The sequence below is a fragment of the Bradyrhizobium sp. CCBAU 45384 genome (genome assembly GCF_028128665.1).
GTDB lineage: Bacteria > Pseudomonadota > Alphaproteobacteria > Rhizobiales > Xanthobacteraceae > Bradyrhizobium > Bradyrhizobium manausense.
The window spans coordinates 14006-33046 of sequence record NZ_LBIZ01000002.1; the positions used below are offsets into that span (position 1 = coordinate 14006).

Below are 19041 nucleotides of genomic sequence, written 5' to 3' on the forward strand. Positions count from 1 at the left end.
GGCCCGGGTCTTCGCATCCAGCTGCCGCGACGGCGTGTGCTTCGTCGACCTCGCGACGATTTCCGATCCGATGCTGTTCGGCACCGCGCTGGTCACGGCGCTCGGCATCAGGGGCAATTCGGACAACGCCACGACTGCCGTCATGGATTATTTGAGGTCGCGGCAGATGCTGGTCGTTCTGGACAATTGCGAACATGTGTTACCTGCCGCCACAATGTTCGCCGGCCGGTTCATGACGGACACATCGTCGTCCAGGCTGCTGGCCACCAGCCGGGAGCCGCTCGGCACTCCCACCGAGCATCTGGTGCGGCTGGGTCCGCTTGGCTTGCCGGGGCCTGGTTGTGCCCTGGCGACTGATCAGGCCATCAAATTCCCCGGCGTGCAGCTGTTTGTCCGCCGCGCCGCAGAATGGTCGGACTACCAGTTCGTCGATGACGACTGCGAAGCGATCGCCCGGATCTGCCACGCCCTCGACGGCCTTCCTCTGGCCATCGCATTGGCGGCAGCCCAGATCGGCAGGTTCACGCCTCGCCAACTGGTGGCGCAGCTCGATCAGACCCTGGGCTTCCGCGCCCCCGTCACCGACGACGCGACTCCGCGACATGAGACGCTGATGGCGACGATCGACTGGAGCTTCAAGCTGCTGTCGCCGAGGGAAGCCAGGTTGTTCGGCCTGCTGTCGGTGTTCAGTGACGCGTTCGAGGCCGAGGATGCGGTTTTCGTCGCCGAGGCGGCGGGGCTCACGCCGGTCGACGTCGTCACCGGCCTCGGCAGCCTGGCGGCCAAATCGCTGCTGAACGCACAGGCGCAGGGAGCCAGCCTCCGCTATCGGCTGCTCGACAGCACAAGACGTTACGCAGCGGAGCGCCTTTTGGCTGATCCGGCTTGTCGGCAGGCTCTGCACCGTCATGCACAGCGCGTTCTTGCGGTGTTCGAACAGTCCGAGGAGGAGTGGAACTGGCGCGAACCGGCCGATTGGACGCAGCGCTATCTTGGCCGCATCGCCGATTTGAGGGCCGCCTTGTCATGGGCGTTTGGGAAGGAGGGCGATGCCGTTCTCGGGATCAGGCTGACGGTTGCCGGCATCACCTTGTGGTCGGAGACCTCGATCCTCTCCGAGGCGCAATCGCGGTTGGAGTTCGCGCTTGGCCTGGCCAAGTCCATTGCCTGTGACGATCTGCTGCGGGCAAAGCTCGCTTGCGCGCTGGGATGGAGCCTGTTCTACGCGCGCAAGCTCTCGAACGAAAACCAGCTTGCATGGCTCGATGCCATTGCCTTCTCAAGAAGCGCCGGAAACGTCGAGTATCAGCAACGTGCATTGGTCGGGTTTGCCTTTTACCTGCTGCAGATCGGCCAGATCCCGCGTGCGCTGACCTACCTTGACGAAGCCACGGCGCTAGCCGATCGGGACCGCGACCTGACGGCGACATCCGAAGCCGATCGGGCGTGGGCCTGGGCCCACGCCTTCGCCGGCGAATTGAGCAAGAGCCGCCTGGTTCTGGATCGTCTCGCGGCCACCTATTCACTGGCCGAGGGCCGTTCGCGGAAAGATGCGAACGAGGTCTATCGGTTTATCACGGTTCGCTTCAATCTGCCTTTCGTGGCGTGGATGCAGGGGCAAGCCGAGTATGCGGCGAAGCTGGCCGACGATGCCGTCGAGGCCGCCGATCGCGGCGGTCATTGGGTGTCGCAGTCGAATGCGCTTGGCCTCGCCGCGCTTCCGGTCTCGCTCGAGTCAGGCAATTTGGCGGCGCTCGCGCATTACACCGAGCGGCTTCGTCGCAATCTGGAGCGGGAGCGCATCTCGCGCTGGATTGCGGTCGAACGCTATTTCTCGGCCTGCCTGCGCGATCTGCGCGGTGATCGCGAGGCGGTGGAGGACATCCGTGCCGCGATCGAGGAACTGATCGACTGTCGTTTTCTGATGCGGATCGGCAGCTATCTCGCTACCCTCGCCCGCGCCTATCTGCGACAAGGGCGGATTGTGGAGGCCCGCAAGGCGATCGCAAGAGCTATCCGCCATCAGGAGGATCAGGGAGAGCGCTGGTGCCGCTCGGAGCTTTGGCGGGTCGAGGCGTCCGTCCTCTTTCATGAAGGTGAACCGCAGCTCGCCGAAAGCATGTTGCTTCAGGCGCTCACTGAAGCCCGTGCGATAGGAGCGAAGACATTCGAGCTGCGCATCGCCACCGATCTTGCCGCGCGCTGGATCGCGACCGGCCGCAGGCCGAAGGCTATCCGGTTGCTTCGGCCGCTCTACGAAGAGTTCACCGAGGGCTTCCAAACCCAGGATCTGGTTGCCGCGTCGCACCTGCTGCGAGGCGCGCGAGCTTGCGCGTAGGGAGAAAGCCACGTTTGTGATCGACGAGGCCGCCGCCAAATATTGTGGATCAAGTGGAAGACCTCGAGACATTAGCCTAAAGCACTGCGCCCTCTTGGCTCAGTGACACCAAGACCGGATCGCATTGAACGGGCCGGTCCAGCGGGAAGCCGGAATGCCAGACAGCAGCAGTTATGGCGAAGCATTTGGAGGGCGCTTGCGTGCGCGAGCAACCTCTATCGTTTCACGCTCCCTGCAGAACTCTCTGCTTGCCGTTACCGAAATAAGATCTGACGATCCTCAACGCGGCCTCTCCTCGTCGCTTGTCCGCGAAGACGCGTTCTTAGTCGCTGTACAGCTCCGAGACTATCCGGTTCACGAATATTGGGAGGATGGACGACCCGCTCCCGTCGCAGTTCTCAGGGCGGGTGAAACGACCATGTATGACATCAAGCGCGATCCGGTGTTCCATATCAACAACCCATTTCATTCGGTTCACTTCTACTTCCCGCGAGCGGCATTGGTTGCCATTGCAGATAATGCGCAGGCGACTCATGTCGATGAATTACGATACCAGCCGGGTGCGGGCATCGACGATCGGGTCATGCGCGGCCTGACGCAGGCGCTCCTGCCGGCTTTCGAACATCCGGAACAAGCCAACCGGCTCTTTGTAGAGCAGGTCACGCTATCGGTTGGCGTTCACGCCGCATGCACCTATGGCGGCATGAAACCGGAGCAACGCCCCATGCGTGGCGGCCTCGCGCCGTGGCAAGAGCGGCGCGCCATCGAAGTCCTTGACGCAAATCTCGACGGCGGAGTCTCTCCCACGTCACTGGCGCAAGAATGCGGCCTGTCGGCCAGCCATTTCGCGCGCGCCTTTCGTCAAGCAACTGGTATGGCCCCTCACCAATGGCTATTGCAGCGGCGCGTGGAGACGGCAAAGCAAGCTATGCGGAACACCAATTCGTCGTTAACGGACATAGCGCTCGCCTGCGGCTTTGCCGACCAGAGCCATTTTACCCGCGTCTTCAGCAAAATTGTCGGCGTTTCCCCCGGCGCCTGGCGACGCCAAGTCAGGACTTGAGACGCCAAGCCGAGAGAGACCGAATTGCACGGCTCTAATTGCCGCCTAGGCGACCGTTTTGGTGGCGACGATGAAGTCGTCGAGATCGGCGGCCTCGTGCGAGGTACGTTCTGTCCAGAGCACGAGCAACTTGCATCCATCCTGAGTGCTGTGCGGCCCGTGTGGCATACCGGCCTTGATATGCAGCGTCGTGCCGGCTCTGTATTGCTTGCCTTCGTTGATGAAGTCGCCGTCGATGATGTAGAGCACTTCGGCGACATTCTTGTGCAAATGCGACGGAATGATCGCACCGGGCTTCATGGTAAGGTGCAACATTACGGGTCCCAGCGTGTAGTTCGCGTTGCGCACTGCCAGCGTTATCTCGCCCTCGCTGGGAAAAGGGAAACGATCCGCCTTGATCTGGCTGTCCACAATTTCTTGATCAATCATGATACTCTCCGCTGCTTATCAGTGACGTTGCCCCGATCACGAGACATTCGTGCAACCGCAGCATTCATGTTTCTTGGACGCCGGTATTTTCCAATTTCGCGGTCGTTTGTCGAATTTCATCAAAAGATATTCAACCCACCGGAGCGAGCCTCGTGTCGTGTGTTCTCAGACCGCCCCGGATTGAAGAGCTGCCGGCCCTCTCTGCTTTGTGCCTCCGGTCAAAAGCCGTGTGGGGCTACGACAGGGACTTCATCGAAGCTTGCCGCCGCGAACTCATCATTGAACCCTGTGACATGCGGTCAAGTGCGATTGCCGTGGCGGAAGAGAACGGCAGGCTTGTCGGTGCTGCCCAAATGAAGGTGACCGGCGACGAAGCAGACTTGTTGAAGCTGTTCGTGGAACCGACCATGCTCCGCGCAGGTGTGGGGACGAAGCTGTTCCACTGGGCTGTCAGCGAAGCGGCTCGCATGGGCGCCGCGCGCATGTTGATCGAAGCCGACCCGGACGCCGCACCATTCTATCGACGAATGGGCGCCAGGGACTGTGGCCTCGCCGCATCCGGCTCGATACCAGGCAGAATGCTTCCCAAGCTGGTCAGAGAGTTGTGATCGGCGAGAGTTGCGTTTTGGGCCTACGGCTAAAGCGCGGTGAAATTAGGTTTGATCGGCGGTCCGTGGTTCACCGCTCCCCAGCGGGGAGAGGAGGCGCCGGCGCCTTACTGGCCTGGCCCGCCAGATCGCCCGATGCCGAGACGCTCGCAGACATATTCAACGCTGTCGTCGATCGAAATTGTCGACGTGTCCAGCAACTCGAATCCGCCCGCTTCGGCCTCGCCGCGAAGAAATCTTGCCCAGTTCATCATATCGGGATTGGCTAAATCCGGCTGCTTGCGCTCGTTAACGAGGCGATGCGTTCGACTTTCATCGTCACAATGCACCAGAACGATGCGTGCCCTTGCAATTCCAGCCGCAGCCAACCCCTCCGCGATGAACGACAGCCGCATCTGGCCTTCAAATAGAACGGGGAGAGCACCACGTTCTCTCGCAATCCGGGCCAACCACTCGATCGTCATCGCGCGCTGCCATCCGCCTCCCGGTTCCGATTCGGCCCCCCATCTCGCAATGCGTTCCTCCGCAGACGGAACGCCAATGCTGTCGAACCGGAACACGCGCGCCAGCCCCTTGCGCTGCCGCTCGATCCTTTCCGCAATCGTCGTCTTGCCCGAGCCCGATGCCCCTGTCAGGATGACCAGTCTCATTGCGATGACCTCGGACCGATCGGATCGAGCAGGGTCTTGTCGAAGCGCAGCTGCTTGACGCGGCCGTCGTCGATCAGCATCGCATTGCATTTGCCATCGTCTGCGCACGCAAACTTCAGGTTTCCGATCGGAAAGCCCGTCGAGAACGCGTCAAGCCCGACAGGTTGCAGGTCGAGGTCTCCCCGCGGATAGTGCACCATCAACACGCCCTCGCGAATGAACACGTCGTAGACGACGCCGAGTTCTGCACTGTAGTAGTGGCCCTCGTACGCTTTGAGACGTTCTGCTGCCGGCTTCTCGATGGTGATCCGCTTCAGGGGCAGGTTGGCGCCGTTCTGGTGCAAAACTGCGTTTTGAGCCTTTCCCCCTTGCGCGACGTCGTCGAAGACGATTTCGGCGGGAACGACCCTCAGGCGGAAGGTGGTGCTGGAGACCGCGTACATCGGAAACGATGACTGGCCTGTCGCGCGTTCGACGAGGTGGTCATTGTCCTTGCTGATGGAAATGATGAACCCCGGTCGGAGTTCATAGTCGCCGACATAGGCATCGAGGATCTTGGGGTCGATAGTGACTTCCGGCTTGTCTTCAAGCTCCGGCTTGGCACGCGCAGGCTTGAGCAACTCCTTGAGATAGATATCGGCGATCCGGAACGAGAGCGCCGTTGGATTCAGATCTCCCGCATTTGCCAGGATCACGACCGAGAAATGCTGGTCCGGGAATCTGAGAATGTTGGTCCGGTAGGCGGCATCGCCGCCGGCATGCTCGACCGTTCTGAGCCCGCGATACTTTCCGACTGATAAGCCCGATGCGTAATTGATCTCCTTGCCGTCGTTGAGCTTGCCCTTCTGCTGCATCTCGGCGAGAAGCGTCAGGCCGCCGACGTCTCCGGTGTAGAAGTTCTCATCCCAGCGCGCGAGGTCACCGACCGTGGAGAACAGGCTTGACGGTCCGACGGTCGAATAGGTCAGCGCAATGTATTGGTATTGGCCGTCCGGCTGCCGGGCGTAGGAATAGGCCCGGTCCTTGACGATCGTGCCGTATTTGTCCTGGAAGTGGGTGTGAGACATGCCGAGAGGTTCGAAGATGCGCTCCTTGACGAACTCCGGCAGCGCTTGGCCAGACACCTGCTTCACGACCATCGCGAGCAACGTGTAGCCGCTGTTGCTGTAGAGGAACTGGTCGCCGGGCGTGAAGTTCAACTCGGTTTGTTGAAACAGCAGGCGCGCAACGTCGTCGTCCGTGATCTCGTCGTCCAGCCGCCATCCTGCGAGCGCCAGAAGATTCCACTGGTCGCGAACGCCGCTGGTGTGGTGAAGCAGTTGGCGAATCGTGATCGGCTTGCCGAAGTCGTGCAACTTCGGAACATATTTGCGAACATCGTCGTCCAGGGACAGTTTTCCGTCGTGAGCAAGGAGATGGATCGCGAAGGCGGTGAACTGCTTGGAGACCGATGCGAGGTGAAACACTGATGATGGCGTGTTGGGCACGCCATATTCCAGATTGGCCGCGCCATAGCCCTGACTGTAGATGATCTTGCCGTCTTGAAGCACGGCGATGACGGCGCCGGGTGAGTTCGGTTCAGCCCATCGAGCGAACAGCTGATCGACGGCCCGCTCCGCGGGCCCATGACTTGATGTCGCGGAGGACGAGGCCGATTGGGCACTGAGGACAGCAGGTGTTGCAAGATACAGCGCCGCAACGGCCGCCGTGACAATCCTGAAGAGCATGACGATTTTCCTGATTGACGTTCAGAATCTTCGCGGTCTGAACACCGCGCTCAATGCGGCCATGTCGGAAATTGGTGCGCAGCTGAAGGGCTCGACCAAAATGACGTCAGCTCACTGCAGTACGGCGGATGCTCCTCGGTTCAGTCGCGATGCAGCCATCGGCGTATCGCCACCTTCCGTCCGACGATTATGTATGGAACTGACGCAAAAACAACCGTAAGATGCGTCGACGGATTCATTCTGCTTTGGCTCTTGGCTGACCCTGGCTCAGAGCGCCCCGCGTTTGCTTCCTGGGTGGCAGGAACAGGGTGAGTGAACGTCCATGAGCGGCTGGGCAGAACGAACTGTCCGGGATCGTGCTGCGGTTCTTCGCGGGACTGCGCGCCCTGAACTGAGGAGGCGGCGGATAGACCGGCTGCCCCGCTTTTGACCCAAAGCGGGACACCTCGGGGGATTGACGGGGCCGAAAGTAGCTCCGTTCACCACATTTAAACCTTAAGATTCTACGAAAGAGACTTAAACCCACGGGCCGCAGGAACATGCAAAGAACCTTCGGACAGAAGCCATCCGTAGACTTCGGGCAATGAAGGTTTGGCAGACCAGCTGCATCGTGGCTGTGATCGCAGCCGTGGGGTTCTATCTGGCCGGCGCAAACAGACCGGCCGCGACGATGCCTGATGTCATTCCGCAAGCGGCAGCGAACGTGCCGGCCCCAGCGAACGTGGTGACGCCGGCGCTCTACGCAGAAGCATCCGCCAGACTTGCAGCAGCGCTTCGGGCAGAAAAAGAAGAGCTTGGCTCGGTGACGTCGTCGGTGACGTCGGCAGCCCCCGGGCCGTTGAGCACCGGAGCCGAAACCGCCGACGAACCCGTCGGGCCGAAACTGGCGTCGTTGGAACAGGATATCGTGCAGCCGCTGCCGGCAGCACGCGGTGCATCCGAGGATGCTCCGAAAGCGGCGTCGACGCCGGATTTCCGTTATCTGATCTACTACGTCTGGTCCGAGGTGCCGCCCGCAGAGAAGCCGGCGGAGACTGTCTTGCGTGCGTTCAAGGACATCCCGGTTGGAACGCCGGCCGAAGAGATCAAGCGCGCTGCCGATGCCTTTGGTCTCGATTTCAATTTCATGATGGCGGTTGCCAAGATCGAATCCGGTTTTAATCCCAATCAACGCACCGGGTCGTATATCGGCCTGTTTCAACTGAGCCAATATGAGTTCGGCAAGTTCGGCTTCGGGCAGATTCGCAATCCCCGGGACAATGCCGTTGCGGCCGCCTACAAGATCATTACCGAAGGCGTCCAGTTCGAGTGGATCACGCACCGCAAGCCGGACATGAGCGATCTCTACCTGATCCATCAGCAAGGCTGGGAAGGCGCCGCCGAGCACATCAGCCGGCCCGCTCGCACCGCCTGGAAATCCATGTGCGCCACCAGCGAAGGCAAGGAGAAGGGCGAGAGGTGGTGCAAGCGCGCGATCTGGGGCAATGCACTGCCGGCGTTCAAGCGCAGCTGGAAATCGGTGGACAACGTGACGTCGGAAGCGTTCGTCGGTATGTGGCGCGGCCGGGTCGCTGAATTTTACACCAAATATGTGGCGACCGCCGCTGCGGCGGCGAGCCCATCCCTGTCGCCAGGGACAGACGTGGGCAGCGGAGTTCGCTAGTCTGGCCGGAGAAAATCCAGGGAGCCCGCCTTGAGCACCGCGCCGCGCGTCGATATCGACCTCACAGCGTTCTGGGCCGATCCCTATCCGATGCTGGCAAGAATGCGGAAAGAGGCGCCGATCGCCTTCGTGCCGCAGCTCGGCTCGACATTGCTGACCAGCCGCGACGACATCTCGATCTCGGAGAAGCAGATCGACGTGTTCTCCTCGCACCAGCCCGCCGGCCTGATGAACCGGCTGATGGGCCTCAACATGATGCGCAAGGATGGCGAAGCGCACCAAATCGAGCGGCGCGCGATGTTCCCGACGGTGTCGCCGAAGACGGTGAAGGTGCACTGGACCGTGCTGTTCCAGGCCCATGCCGATCGCATTCTCGATTCCCTCGAACCCGGCAGCCGGATCGATTTCATGGCCGACTTCGCACTGCCGTTCTCCGGCGAATGCCTGAAGTCGATCACCGGCCTCACCAATATCGGCTTTGCCGACATGGATGCCTGGTCGCAAGGCATGATCGAGGGCATCGCCAATTACAGCGGCGATCCCGCGGTCGAGGCGCGCTGCCACGCTGCGACATCAGGCATCGATGCGGCGATCGATGATATCCTGCCGGTGATGCGCAAGAACCCCGACCAGAGCATTCTGGGCGTGCTCCTTGCATCCGGCATGAACATGGAGAGCGTGCGCGCGAATGTAAAACTTGCGATATCGGGCGGCCAGAACGAGCCGCGCAAGGCGATATCAGGCGCGGTGTGGGCGCTGCTGACGCATCCCGAGCAGCTCGACCTCGTACGCAAAGGCGAGGTGTCATGGCTGCAGGCATTCGAGGAATATGCCCGCTGGATATCGCCGATCGGCATGTCGCCGCGGCGCATCGCAAAGCCGTGGAGCATCCGCGACGTGTCGTTCGAGACCGACGAGCGCGTGTTCCTGATGTTCGGCTCCGCCAATCGCGACGAGAAGCATTTTGAGCGCGCCGACGCGTTCGACGTGCGGCGCGACACCTCGAAGAGCGTTGCCTTCGGCGCCGGTCCACATTTCTGCGCCGGCGCCTTCGCCTCGCGCGCCATGATCGCCGACGTCGCGCTGCCGACAGTGTTCGCACGCGCCAGGAATATCGAGCTTGCCGATGACGAGCCGGTGCGGATCGGCGGCTGGGCGTTCCGGGGCTTGCAGAATTTGCCGGTGCGGTGGCTGCAGTAGTCGGGCAGGGCCGGGCCTGCACGGGATCGTGGCACGCATGCCGTCACACATTCGGTGTCATCGCCCGCGAAGGCGCAGTATTCCAGAGACGGCAGTGATTCCTCGATAGGCCGCGGCGTACTGGATTCCCCGCCTGCGCGGGGAATGACGGCGGTGGTGATGGGAGGAGCTTCGCGCCTCAGCAGACCCATGTCGCCATGATGCCATCCTACTCCTGTTTTGCCCGACGGGTCAAAGGATTTTCGGATAAGTCGTAGTTGATCCCATTCGCACGCCCCGGCTACTGTGCATGGGGTTGTTTTCTCGTTTTCTGTTCCGGCCCGCGAGGTTCGAGGCCGAACGCGCGCCGCCATCACATCCGCGTGCAGAAAATTTCCATCTTCATTCGCTTTGCTGTTCGAAAGATTAATCACGCGCTTCGCCTCGCGCGCAGTGCTCGCATCGCTATTTTTCCCGATGTCTCGACACTCTTCCCGCTCCGCACCATCATCCTCGAAACGGCAGCTTGATCGCGCCGACCGGTCTTCCCCTTTCAAGAGGTCCCAACATGAGACGCATCGTTCAACGCGTGATCGCCGCCATCGTGCAGTCGGTCGGCCTTGTCGCCGCCGCCGTCGGCACGACCTACGGCTAGGAGCCCATCCATGAGCAAGAGCAACATCCTCTGGTTCCTGCCGACCCACGGCGACGGCCGCTATCTCGGCACCGGCATCGGCGGCCGCGAGGTCAATTTCAACTATCTGCGCCAGGTCGCGCAGGCCGCCGACCAGCTCGGCTATTACGGCGTGCTGCTGCCGACCGGCCGGTCCTGCGAGGATTCCTGGATCGTCGCATCCAGCGTTGCCCCCTTCACCGAGCGGCTGCGCTATCTCGTCGCCGTCCGTCCGGGCCTGCAATCGCCGACGGTCGCCGCGCGCATGACCGCGACGCTCGACCGTGTCACGGGCGGCCGTTTGCTGATCAACGTCGTCACCGGCGGCGATCCGGTCGAGAACAAGGGCGACGGCATCTTCCTCGGCCATGACGAGCGCTACGAGGTCACCCGCGAGTTCCTCAACGTCTATAGCGACCTGCTTGCCGGCAAGACCGTCAATGTCGAGGGCAAGCATATCCGCATCGAGGACGGCAAGCTGCTGTTCCATCCGGTGCAGTCACCGCGGCCTCAGCTCTATTTCGGCGGCTCGTCGGATGCCGGCATCGATGTCGCCGTCGACACGGTCGACAAATATCTCACCTGGGGCGAGCCGCCGGCCCAGGTTGCCGAGAAGATCGCGAAGGTGAGGGATGTCGCCGGCGCGCGCGGCCGCAAGCTGTCCTTCGGCATCCGCCTTCATGTGATCGTGCGCGAGACCAACGAAGAAGCCTGGCGCGCGGCAAACGAGCTGATCAAGCATGTCAGCGACGAGACCATCGCGACCGCGCAGAAGAACTTTGCCCGGATGGATTCGGTGGGCCAGCAGCGCATGGCGCAGCTGCATGGCGGCAAGCGCGACAAGCTCGAGATCGCGCCGAATCTCTGGGCCGGTGTCGGCCTGGTGCGCGGCGGCGCCGGCACGGCGCTGGTCGGCGATGCCGAGACGGTCGCCGCACGCATCAAGGAGTATCAGGACATCGGCATCGATACCTTCATCATGTCGGGCTATCCGCATCTGGAGGAAGCCTATCGCTTTGCCGAGCTGGTATTCCCGCTGCTCTCGCTGGAGCAGCCGAGCAACGTCACGAAGCTGCACTTCAACGGCGGTCCGTTCGGCGAGACGGTCGGCAGCGATTACCGTCCGCAGCACCGGGTGTCGCAATCATGAGCGCGATCGACAGCGTTTCACTTCCGCGCAATTTCCGCCTGCCGCGGGTCGATGGCCTGGTCCAATGGATCGTGCCGCTCGCCATCGTCGCGCTTTGGCAGATTGCTTGTGTCACCGGCTTGGTGCCGACCCGCGTGCTGCCGGCGCCCAGCGATGTCGCGCTGGCCGGCTGGAAGCTGCTGCTGTCCGGCGAGCTCGTCCGCAACATCTGGGTGTCGTTCTGGCGCGCCTCGATCGGCTTTCTGATCGGCGGCAGCATCGGCTTCGCGTTCGGGCTCGCCAACGGGCTGTCGCAGCTCTCGGCAAAGCTCACCGACACCACGCTGCAGATGGTGCGCAACGTGCCGCATCTGGCGCTGATCCCGCTGGTCATCCTGTGGTTCGGCATCGACGAGAGCGCCAAGCTGTTCCTGGTCGCGCTCGGCGTGTTCTTCCCGATCTATCTCAACACGCTGCACGGCATCCGCACCGTCGATCCGCAGCTGATCGAGATGGGCCGCATCTATGGCATGACCGATAGCGAGCTGTTCCGCCGCGTGATCTTCCCGGGCGCGCTGCCTTCGATCTTCGTCGGCATCCGCTTCGCGCTCGGCATCATGTGGCTGACCCTGATCGTCGCCGAAACCATCGCAGCGTCCTCAGGGCTGGGCTACATGGCGATGCAGGCGCGCGAGTTCATGCTGATCGACGTCGTCGTGCTCTCGATCCTGATCTATGCCCTGCTCGGCAAGCTCGCCGACAGCGCCTCCCGCGTGCTGGAGCGGGCGACGCTCTCCTGGCACCCCGCCTTCCAGAAAAATTGAGCAGAAATACTGGGAATCACATGCAGACAGCGCTTCGTACGATCCTTCCCGAAACCGAGTTCGGCAGCCGCGCCAATTTCGCGCCTCACGCCCGCGTCGCGCGCGAGGAGCGGCCGACACAGATCAGCGGCCTGCCGCTCAGCATCCGCGGCTTGCGCAAATCCTACGGCGACAACGAGGTGCTGCGCGGGATCGATCTGCACATCCCGGCCGGACAGTTCGTAGCGATCGTGGGCAAGAGCGGCTGCGGCAAGAGCACGCTGCTGCGCCTCATCGCGGGCTTGGAAAAGAGCGATACCGGCAGCGTCAGCTTTGGCGACGAGATTCAGGCCGAAGACATCCGCGTGATGTTCCAGGAGCCGCGACTGTTGCCCTGGGCCCGCGTGCTGTCCAATGTCGAGGTTGGCCTCGGCCGCGATCGTTCGTCGACCGATGCGCATGTGCGCGCGGAGAAGGCGCTTGCCGAGGTCGGCCTCGCCGACAAGCGCGACCAGTGGCCGTCGGTGCTGTCCGGCGGCCAGAAGCAGCGCGTCGCGCTCGCCCGAGCGCTGGTCTCCCGTCCGCGCGTGCTCGCCTTCGACGAGCCGCTCGGCGCGCTCGATGCGCTGACCCGCATCTCGATGCAGCGCCTCCTGGAGCGCGTCTGGCGCGACCAGGGCTTTACCGCAATCCTGGTGACCCACGACGTCGCCGAAGCGGTGGCGCTCGCCGACCGGGTGTTGGTGATCGAGGAGGGCCGGATCGCCCATGACGTCGTGGTTAACGCAGGCCGGCCCCGCCAGCGCGGCTCGGCCGAGCTTGCCGGCCTCGAAGGCTCGATCCTGAACCACCTGTTGTCGGGGGACGATCGTACCTAAATAGAGGGAACCCCGCTTCGGGGACCATGCCATGAATGTAGTGCCCCGCGATCTCATGACCGAAATTCCCGTCTCGTCCGCCGATTTCCGCGGCGCCATGCGTCACCTCACCGGCGGTGTCAGCGTCATCACCGCCGGGCGGGGCAAGGACATCACCGGCATGACAGTGACCTCGGTGACCTCGCTCTCGGTCGACCCGCCGACGCTGCTGGTCAGCATCAATCGCGATGCCTCGTCCTTTCCGCTGATCCGCCGCTACGGCGCCTTCGGCGTGAACATCCTCGCGGCCGACCAGCTCGAAATCGCCGAGCGCTTTGCCGGCAAGGGCGGATTGAAGGGGGCCGATCGCTTCGTCGGCGCCCGATGGGTCACGGCCGTATCTGGCGTGCCGCTGCTGGTCGGCGCATTGTCGGCAGTCGATTGCGAGGTCGAGGACATCATCGAGCGCCATTCGCACGGTATCGTCATCGGCCGGGTCAGGGATGTCAGGAATTCGGCACGCAACGCCGCGCTCGCCTATTGGCACGGCCAGTATGTGGCGGTGGATCAGGACGAGGATGCGGCGAGACTGGCCGAGGTCAGCGTTCCCGCGCGCCTCCGCCGCGTTTGATCGCCGGACGCGGGCTGGCCTTTTCCGCCTCATCGCTCTAGAAGCGCCCTGAGCCTTCCCATCCGGGACGGCCGCGGAGCGGAGCTATGAAGCGCGTCGGGACCTGGGCCTTCTACGCCATCGGCGCGTTGGCGATCGCCTATCTCGCGCTGTATGCCTATGCGATGTTTCGCGGCCAGCCGTTCGTGCCTGGCGATCCCATCCACATTTTTCGCAAGCCCGACGCGCCGAGTTATTCGTAAGCCTTGCTTGGTCTCGTAGGGTGGGCAAAGGCGCCCTTGCGCCGTGCCCACCGTCTCTCTACGACCGAAAAAGCTCGTGGGCACGCTTCGCTTTGCCCACCCTACGGCACCTGAATCAGCCCCTTAAAATCGCCAGCGCCAGCGTCTGCGCGCGCGGCACGATGCTGTCGAGCTCGAGATATTCCTCCGGCGAATGCGCGAGGCCGCCGACAGGTCCGACGCCGCAAATCGTCGGCGTCCCCACTGCGGCGGTGAAGCCGGAATCCGCGCAGCCGCCGGAGAACTCGCCCTGCAATGTGGTGAGGCCGGCTTGCCTCGCCGCGGCCTGATAGCTTTCGAACAGCGCCTTCGAGCTTTCGCTCTGCACGACAGGCACGAACTCCCCCTTGATCGTCAGCGTCGCGGTGGTGCCCGGCACGTAAGGCGTCGCGATGATCCGTTCGATCTCGGCCATGACGGTGGCGCGATCCCTGGGATCGACATAGCGCATGTCGATCTGGCCCTCGGCATAAGGCGCCGTCGTATTGACCGACTGGCCGCCCGAGATGAGACCGACATTGAGCGTGATGCCCCTGGTGAGGTCGGTCAGCGCGTGGATTTGCGTGATCTTGTGCGCGAGCTCGCCGATCGCGCTGACGCCGGCAGCGAAATTGGCGCCGGAATGCGCTGCCTTGCCTGATATGGCCATATGCATGAAGATGCCGCCCTTGCGGCTGGTGACGACGTTGCCGGTGGGGCGGCCCGGCTCGGAGTTGAACACGGCGCGCGCAGAGCGTCCCTCGCGCTCGATGACGGGGCGCGAGGAGGGCGAGCCGATCTCCTCGTCGGAGGTGATCAGCAGCTTGATCGGATGCGGGTTGCCGCCGAATTTGTGGAAGGCGGTGGCGACGAAGATGTTCATGACGACGCCGGCCTTCATGTCGGCAACGCCGGGCCCATAGGCGCGGTTGTCGCGAATCGTGAACGGGCGCTTCCCGGCCTCGCCCTTGCCGAACACGGTGTCGCGATGCCCCATCAACAGCACCGGCTTTTCGTTGCTGCCGGGTTTTGCGACCTCGGCGTGGATGGCATCGCCAAAGGTGCCATGGCTCTCGCGCCGGAACGGAATGCCGTGCTCGGCAAAATGCCGCTCGAACCGCGCACCGACCGCATCGACGCCTTCCTTGTCATAGGATCCGGAATCGATGTTCACGACGTCGCGCAACAGGTCGATCATCGCCTGCCGCTGCGACGCCAGCCAATCGGTGATTTGAGCTTCAGACATGTGGTTCCTCGGTTGGTTCTCGGGCGAGGTTATAGGGCTTGGCGAGCGGATGGCCTAGTCACGTAACGCGGTCCCGTTATGCGAGGAATGCTGTCAACACCGTCATTGCGAGCGCAGCGAAGCAATTCAGTCTGTCACCGCAGAGGGATTTTGGATTGCTTCGCTGCGCTCGCAATGACGAGGCTGGCATCGTGGCCCCAAAAAACAAAATGCCCGGGACTAAGCACGGGCATTCGCATCCTCTCGATCTGGGCGAAGCCCTACGCCCCGATCATCGGCATCCGCGGATATTCACCGGGCGTGCCGGCCGGCGTGATCGGGATGCCGCCGTCGGCATATTCGTTCAGCTTGTTGCGCAGCGTGCGGATCGAGATGCCCAGGATGTTGGCGGCATGGGTACGGTTGCCGAGGCAGTGCTTGAGCGTCTCCAGGATCAGATCGCGCTCGACGTCGGCAACGGTGCGGCCCACCAGCGCGCGCGTTACCTGCTCGGCGGCCATGGTGGCATGCACCACGGCGGGCGGGGTCTTGGCGAGGTCGAGGCGGTCGCCGTCCGGGGTGAGGATCGCATCGGGGCCGATCTCGTCGCCCTGTGCCATCAGCACCGCACGGTGCATGGTGTTTTCCAGCTCGCGAACGTTGCCCTGCCAGCGGTTGGTGGAGAGCACGCGCTTGGCCTCGGCCGAAATGGGGCGCATCGGCACGCCGTTGGCCTCGGCGTATTTCTTCACGAAATGCTGGGCAAGCTCCATGATGTCGGCCGGACGCTCGCGCAGCGGCGGGATCTTCAGATTCACGACGTTGAGGCGGAACAGCAAGTCCTCGCGGAACGTGCCTTCGCGCACGGCATCCGCCAGATTGCGGTTCGAGGTCGCGATGATGCGGATATCGACGGGGACCGGCTTGGTGCCGCCGACGCGATCGATCACGCGCTCCTGGATGGCGCGGAGCAGCTTCGATTGCAGGCGGACGTCCATCTCCGAAATTTCGTCCAGCAGCAGCGTGCCGCCGGTGGCCTCCTCGAACTTGCCGATGCGGCGGGCAATCGCGCCGGTAAAGGCGCCCTTCTCGTGGCCGAACAGCTCGGATTCCAAGAGATGCTCGGGGATCGCGGCGCAGTTGATCGAGATGAACGGACGCTTGGCGCGGGCCGAGCGGGTGTGGACATAACGGGCCAGCACCTCCTTGCCCGTTCCGGATTCGCCGGTGATCATCACCGATGCATCGGAGCCTGCGATCTGCTGAGCGAGCTTGATGACCCGTGCCATGGCGTCGTCGCGATAGACCAGCTCGCGGGAATCGTTGGCGACGGCGGCCAGCACCGCGGCGATCAGCTCCGGATCCGGCGGCAGCGGGATGTATTCCTTGGCGCCGGCGTGGATCGCGGCAACCGCGGCGCGGGCGTCGTTGGTGATGCCGCAGGCGACGATCGGCGCGTGGATATGCTCGGCTTCGAGCCGCATCACGAGGTCGCGGATGTCGAGGGCAACGTCGACCAGCAGGAGGTCCGCGCCCTTGCCGCCGCGCAGCACGCGCATCGCCTGCTCGTGATCCTCGGCATGGGTCACTGTGGCGCCGTTGTCCATCGCGATCTTGGTGGCGGTGGTGAGCTGGCCCTTCAATGTGCCAACGATGAGAAGCCGCATATCAGTCTCCTGTCCGTCTGGTCGCGCGGTCGCGCGTCATTCCCTTTGTTCGCTTTACGCGCGTTCGGTCTTGATGATTTCCGTCATGGTCACGCCGAGCTTGTCCTCGACGAGGACGACCTCGCCGCGGGCGACCAGCTTGTTGTTGACGTAGATGTCGATGGCCTCGCCGACCCGGCGGTCGAGCTCCAGCACCGTGCCGGGTCCAAGCTTCAAGAGCTCGCCGACATCCATCTTGGAGCGGCCGAGCACTGCCGAGACCTGCACCGGCACGTCGAAGACGGCTTCGAGGTCGGCGGCGACGCGCGCCGCATATTCATCCTCGCTGTAGCTGACATCGGTGCCGGCAGGCGGCAGCGGGCCGTTGAGATCGGGCAGCGGGACCTGTCCGTCGGTGTCGCTCATGGCTTAGTTCCCCTTGCGGGACGCGATATAGCGTCCAACCATGTCGTCGATCTTGGCCGCGATGGCGCTGCGCTCCAGCACAACGCCGCCGTCGGCCCACTCGATCCGGCAGTCGCCGGTGGCAATTTCGGGCTCGGCCAGGATCACCAGCCGGCCTTCGAAGCCGCTCTGCTTGGCCAGCCGCTCCATCTTCTCGCGCGCGCTGTCGTAGAGCGCGTCGTTGATGCGGACGACCAGATGCGGCGTCGCGACCAGGTGCGAGAAGCAGTCCTTGACCAGCGCCATGATCTCGCCGAGCGGCTCGGCGGCGACCAGGTCCGCGCACAGTTTGCGCGCCACCGCGACCGCGACGTCGACCGCCTCGGTCTCCATCTTGCTCTCGATATTGCCGATCCCTGCGGCAATGCCGCGGATCGCGATGTTGATCTCTTCCATGGCGAGGGCGACGCGGCGGTCGCTCTCCGCCTTGGCCTCGCGCTGGCCAGCCGCGAAACCGTCCTGATAGGCGCGTGCTTCGGCTTCCGCGACCTTCTGCGCGATCTCGGCTGCGGTCGCGGCCTTCTCGCGCGTCCGATCGGGCGCGGCGAAGTCGGTATCGAACAGGAATTTTGCCGGAGCGGCCATCAATACACCAGCTCGTCGTCAGCGCGGTTCTTGGTCAGCATGATCTCGCCCTTGGCGGCGAGGTCCTTGGCGAGATTGACCAGCAGCGCCTGGGCCTCGTCGACGTCGCGCAGGCGGACCGGCCCCATCGCCGCCATGTCGTCCTGCAGCATCTTGGCCGCGCGGGAGGACATGTTGCCGAAGAAGAAGTTGCGGACATCCTCGTTGGCGCTCTTCAGCGCCACGCCGAGCTTGTCCTTGTCGACGTTGCGCATCAGGGTCTGGGCCGAACCGGAATCCAGCTTCACCAGGTCGTCGAAGGTGAACATCAGCGCCTTGATGCGCTCGGCGGATTCGCGATTGTCCTCTTCCAGCGAGGTGATGAAGCGGGTTTCGGTCTGGCGGTCGAAATTGTTGAAGATTTCCGCCATCACCTCGTGCGCGTCGCGGCGGCGGGTCTGCGACAGATTGGACATGAATTCGGTACGCAGCGTCTTCTCCACGCTCTCGATCACCTCCTTCTGCACCGCTTCCATCTTCAGCATGCGGTTGATGACGTCGAGCGCGAGCTCCTCGGGCAGGATGCCGAGCACCCGTGCGGCGTGCTCCGGCTTCAGCTTCGACAGCACCACCGCGATGGTCTGCGGATATTCGTTCTTGAGGTAATTGGCCAAAACCTCTTCCTGCACGTTGGAGAGCTTCTCCCACATGTTGCGGCCGGCGGGGCCACGGATTTCGTCCATGATGCCGTTGACGCGCTCCGGTGGCAGGTATTGCTGCAGCAGCCGTTCGGTGGCGTCGAAATTGCCCATCAGCGCGCCCGAGGCCGACATGCGCGAGACGAATTCGAGCAGCATGTCCTCGACCGTGCCGACCTCGACGGTGCCGAGCGTCGACATTTCCAGCGACAGTTGGCGCACCTCGTCGTCGTCGAGCAGCGACCAGATCTTGCCGCCATATTGCTCGCCGAGCGCCAGCATCAGGATTGCGGCGCGGCGCGGTCCGGTCAGTTGCTCCGAGCTCCTGCCGTCCCTGGCCCGGTCGCCGGCACGCTGGCCGAGCGTCGAGATGACGCTGGTGATGTCGTTGGAATTGGCGTTTTGCAGGGAAGCGGCCATGTCAGTTCACTTC

The 19041-nt window shown here is 63.1% G+C and carries 20 protein-coding genes; 12 read left to right on the top strand and 8 right to left on the bottom strand.

Features of this window, described 5'->3' with window-relative positions; translation table 11 throughout:
• Positions 1 to 166: 166 nt before the first annotated feature.
• Both XH80_RS00095 and XH80_RS00100 read left to right on the top strand, forming a co-directional pair.
• Complete coding sequence (locus XH80_RS00095; protein WP_271596907.1) at positions 167 to 2338, top strand: ATP-binding protein; 2172 nt, start codon at positions 167 to 169, stop codon at positions 2336 to 2338.
• Positions 2339 to 2756: 418 nt separating this feature from the next.
• Positions 2757 to 3401 carry an AraC family transcriptional regulator gene (locus XH80_RS00100; protein WP_271596839.1) on the top strand — a complete coding sequence of 215 codons (645 nt, stop codon included), beginning with the start codon at positions 2757 to 2759 and terminating at the stop codon, positions 3399 to 3401.
• A gap of 45 nt (positions 3402 to 3446) precedes the next feature.
• Here XH80_RS00100 and XH80_RS00105 read toward each other — a convergent pair whose 3' ends face one another.
• Complete coding sequence (locus tag XH80_RS00105; RefSeq protein WP_271596840.1) at positions 3447 to 3830, bottom strand: cupin domain-containing protein; 384 nt, start codon at positions 3828 to 3830, stop codon at positions 3447 to 3449.
• Between the two features lie 227 nt (positions 3831 to 4057).
• Between XH80_RS00105 and XH80_RS00110 the strand changes: the two genes are divergently transcribed.
• Complete coding sequence (locus XH80_RS00110) at positions 4058 to 4438, top strand: GNAT family N-acetyltransferase (protein ID WP_271596841.1); 381 nt, start codon at positions 4058 to 4060, stop codon at positions 4436 to 4438.
• Positions 4439 to 4545: 107 nt separating this feature from the next.
• Here the strand turns inward: XH80_RS00110 and XH80_RS00115 are convergent, their stop codons facing one another.
• The gene (locus XH80_RS00115) at positions 4546 to 5088 is read right to left on the bottom strand and encodes a hypothetical protein (RefSeq protein WP_271596842.1); all 543 of its coding nucleotides are present in this window, start codon (positions 5086 to 5088) and stop codon (positions 4546 to 4548) included.
• On the bottom strand, positions 5085 to 6815 hold the full coding sequence (locus XH80_RS00120; protein ID WP_271596843.1) for a serine hydrolase: 1731 nt from the start codon (positions 6813 to 6815) through the stop codon (positions 5085 to 5087). Before XH80_RS00120 ends, XH80_RS00115 begins: the two co-directional genes overlap by 4 nt.
• Here XH80_RS00120 and XH80_RS00125 point away from each other — a divergent pair.
• From XH80_RS00125 to XH80_RS00165, 9 genes are all read left to right on the top strand, one after another.
• Positions 6814 to 7035: a hypothetical protein gene (locus XH80_RS00125; RefSeq protein ID WP_271596844.1), complete on the top strand. Its 222-nt coding sequence runs from the start codon at positions 6814 to 6816 to the stop codon at positions 7033 to 7035. The two genes, XH80_RS00120 and XH80_RS00125, sit on opposite strands and share 2 nt — an antisense overlap.
• A gap of 363 nt (positions 7036 to 7398) precedes the next feature.
• Positions 7399 to 8478 (top strand): transglycosylase SLT domain-containing protein, encoded by a 1080-nt coding sequence (locus XH80_RS00130; protein ID WP_271596845.1) that lies wholly within the window; start codon positions 7399 to 7401, stop codon positions 8476 to 8478.
• Positions 8479 to 8508: 30 nt separating this feature from the next.
• Positions 8509 to 9678, top strand: coding sequence for a cytochrome P450 (locus tag XH80_RS00135; protein WP_271596846.1), 1170 nt, complete (start codon positions 8509 to 8511; stop codon positions 9676 to 9678).
• Between the two features lie 505 nt (positions 9679 to 10183).
• A complete protein-coding gene (locus tag XH80_RS00140; RefSeq protein ID WP_271596847.1) occupies positions 10184 to 10312 on the top strand; it encodes a hypothetical protein in 129 nt (42 codons plus the stop codon).
• Between the two features lie 10 nt (positions 10313 to 10322).
• Entirely contained in the window at positions 10323 to 11480 is a 1158-nt protein-coding gene (gene ssuD / locus XH80_RS00145) for an FMNH2-dependent alkanesulfonate monooxygenase (protein WP_271596848.1), read from the top strand.
• On the top strand, positions 11477 to 12283 hold the full coding sequence (locus tag XH80_RS00150; protein WP_271596849.1) for an ABC transporter permease subunit: 807 nt from the start codon (positions 11477 to 11479) through the stop codon (positions 12281 to 12283). Before ssuD ends, XH80_RS00150 begins: the two co-directional genes overlap by 4 nt.
• Before the next feature lie 20 nt (positions 12284 to 12303).
• Positions 12304 to 13140 carry an ATP-binding cassette domain-containing protein gene (locus XH80_RS00155; RefSeq protein ID WP_271596850.1) on the top strand — a complete coding sequence of 279 codons (837 nt, stop codon included), beginning with the start codon at positions 12304 to 12306 and terminating at the stop codon, positions 13138 to 13140.
• A 31-nt stretch (positions 13141 to 13171) separates the two neighbouring features.
• On the top strand, positions 13172 to 13750 hold the full coding sequence (locus XH80_RS00160) for a flavin reductase family protein (RefSeq protein WP_271596851.1): 579 nt from the start codon (positions 13172 to 13174) through the stop codon (positions 13748 to 13750).
• Positions 13751 to 13836: 86 nt separating this feature from the next.
• On the top strand, positions 13837 to 13992 hold the full coding sequence (locus XH80_RS00165) for a hypothetical protein (protein ID WP_167354015.1): 156 nt from the start codon (positions 13837 to 13839) through the stop codon (positions 13990 to 13992).
• A gap of 115 nt (positions 13993 to 14107) precedes the next feature.
• Here the strand turns inward: XH80_RS00165 and XH80_RS00170 are convergent, their stop codons facing one another.
• From XH80_RS00170 to fliG, 5 genes are all read right to left on the bottom strand, one after another.
• Positions 14108 to 15256 (bottom strand): M20 family metallopeptidase, encoded by a 1149-nt coding sequence (locus XH80_RS00170; RefSeq protein ID WP_271596852.1) that lies wholly within the window; start codon positions 15254 to 15256, stop codon positions 14108 to 14110.
• 260 nt (positions 15257 to 15516) lie between these two features.
• Complete coding sequence (gene flbD / locus XH80_RS00175) at positions 15517 to 16902, bottom strand: sigma-54-dependent transcriptional regulator FlbD (RefSeq protein ID WP_220003202.1); 1386 nt, start codon at positions 16900 to 16902, stop codon at positions 15517 to 15519.
• Between the two features lie 54 nt (positions 16903 to 16956).
• Entirely contained in the window at positions 16957 to 17307 is a 351-nt protein-coding gene (gene fliN, locus XH80_RS00180; protein ID WP_271596853.1) for a flagellar motor switch protein FliN, read from the bottom strand.
• Positions 17308 to 17310: 3 nt separating this feature from the next.
• Positions 17311 to 17931 (bottom strand): FliH/SctL family protein, encoded by a 621-nt coding sequence (locus XH80_RS00185; RefSeq protein WP_220003201.1) that lies wholly within the window; start codon positions 17929 to 17931, stop codon positions 17311 to 17313.
• Positions 17931 to 19028 carry a flagellar motor switch protein FliG gene (gene fliG, locus XH80_RS00190; RefSeq protein ID WP_271596854.1) on the bottom strand — a complete coding sequence of 366 codons (1098 nt, stop codon included), beginning with the start codon at positions 19026 to 19028 and terminating at the stop codon, positions 17931 to 17933. The genes XH80_RS00185 and fliG overlap by 1 nt, the downstream gene beginning before the upstream one ends.
• Positions 19029 to 19041: the final 13 nt, after the last annotated feature.

What these genes read in the sequence shown, in the direction of transcription:
- XH80_RS00095 (WP_271596907.1), top strand. Translation starts at nt 167, where the DNA reads ATGCTGGTCGTTCTGGACAATTGCGAACATGTGTTACCTGCCGCCACA.
- XH80_RS00100 (WP_271596839.1), top strand. Translation starts at nt 2,757, where the DNA reads ATGTATGACATCAAGCGCGATCCGGTGTTCCATATCAACAACCCATTT.
- XH80_RS00105 (WP_271596840.1), bottom strand. Translation starts at nt 3,830, where the DNA reads ATGATTGATCAAGAAATTGTGGACAGCCAGATCAAGGCGGATCGTTTC.
- XH80_RS00115 (WP_271596842.1), bottom strand. Translation starts at nt 5,088, where the DNA reads ATGAGACTGGTCATCCTGACAGGGGCATCGGGCTCGGGCAAGACGACG.
- XH80_RS00125 (WP_271596844.1), top strand. Translation starts at nt 6,814, where the DNA reads ATGACGATTTTCCTGATTGACGTTCAGAATCTTCGCGGTCTGAACACC.
- XH80_RS00120 (WP_271596843.1), bottom strand. Translation starts at nt 6,815, where the DNA reads ATGCTCTTCAGGATTGTCACGGCGGCCGTTGCGGCGCTGTATCTTGCA.
- XH80_RS00130 (WP_271596845.1), top strand. Translation starts at nt 7,399, where the DNA reads ATGAAGGTTTGGCAGACCAGCTGCATCGTGGCTGTGATCGCAGCCGTG.
- ssuD (WP_271596848.1), top strand. Translation starts at nt 10,323, where the DNA reads ATGAGCAAGAGCAACATCCTCTGGTTCCTGCCGACCCACGGCGACGGC.
- XH80_RS00150 (WP_271596849.1), top strand. Translation starts at nt 11,477, where the DNA reads ATGAGCGCGATCGACAGCGTTTCACTTCCGCGCAATTTCCGCCTGCCG.
- XH80_RS00155 (WP_271596850.1), top strand. Translation starts at nt 12,304, where the DNA reads ATGCAGACAGCGCTTCGTACGATCCTTCCCGAAACCGAGTTCGGCAGC.
- XH80_RS00160 (WP_271596851.1), top strand. Translation starts at nt 13,172, where the DNA reads ATGAATGTAGTGCCCCGCGATCTCATGACCGAAATTCCCGTCTCGTCC.
- XH80_RS00165 (WP_167354015.1), top strand. Translation starts at nt 13,837, where the DNA reads ATGAAGCGCGTCGGGACCTGGGCCTTCTACGCCATCGGCGCGTTGGCG.
- XH80_RS00170 (WP_271596852.1), bottom strand. Translation starts at nt 15,256, where the DNA reads ATGTCTGAAGCTCAAATCACCGATTGGCTGGCGTCGCAGCGGCAGGCG.
- flbD (WP_220003202.1), bottom strand. Translation starts at nt 16,902, where the DNA reads ATGCGGCTTCTCATCGTTGGCACATTGAAGGGCCAGCTCACCACCGCC.
- fliN (WP_271596853.1), bottom strand. Translation starts at nt 17,307, where the DNA reads ATGAGCGACACCGACGGACAGGTCCCGCTGCCCGATCTCAACGGCCCG.
- XH80_RS00185 (WP_220003201.1), bottom strand. Translation starts at nt 17,931, where the DNA reads ATGGCCGCTCCGGCAAAATTCCTGTTCGATACCGACTTCGCCGCGCCC.
- fliG (WP_271596854.1), bottom strand. Translation starts at nt 19,028, where the DNA reads ATGGCCGCTTCCCTGCAAAACGCCAATTCCAACGACATCACCAGCGTC.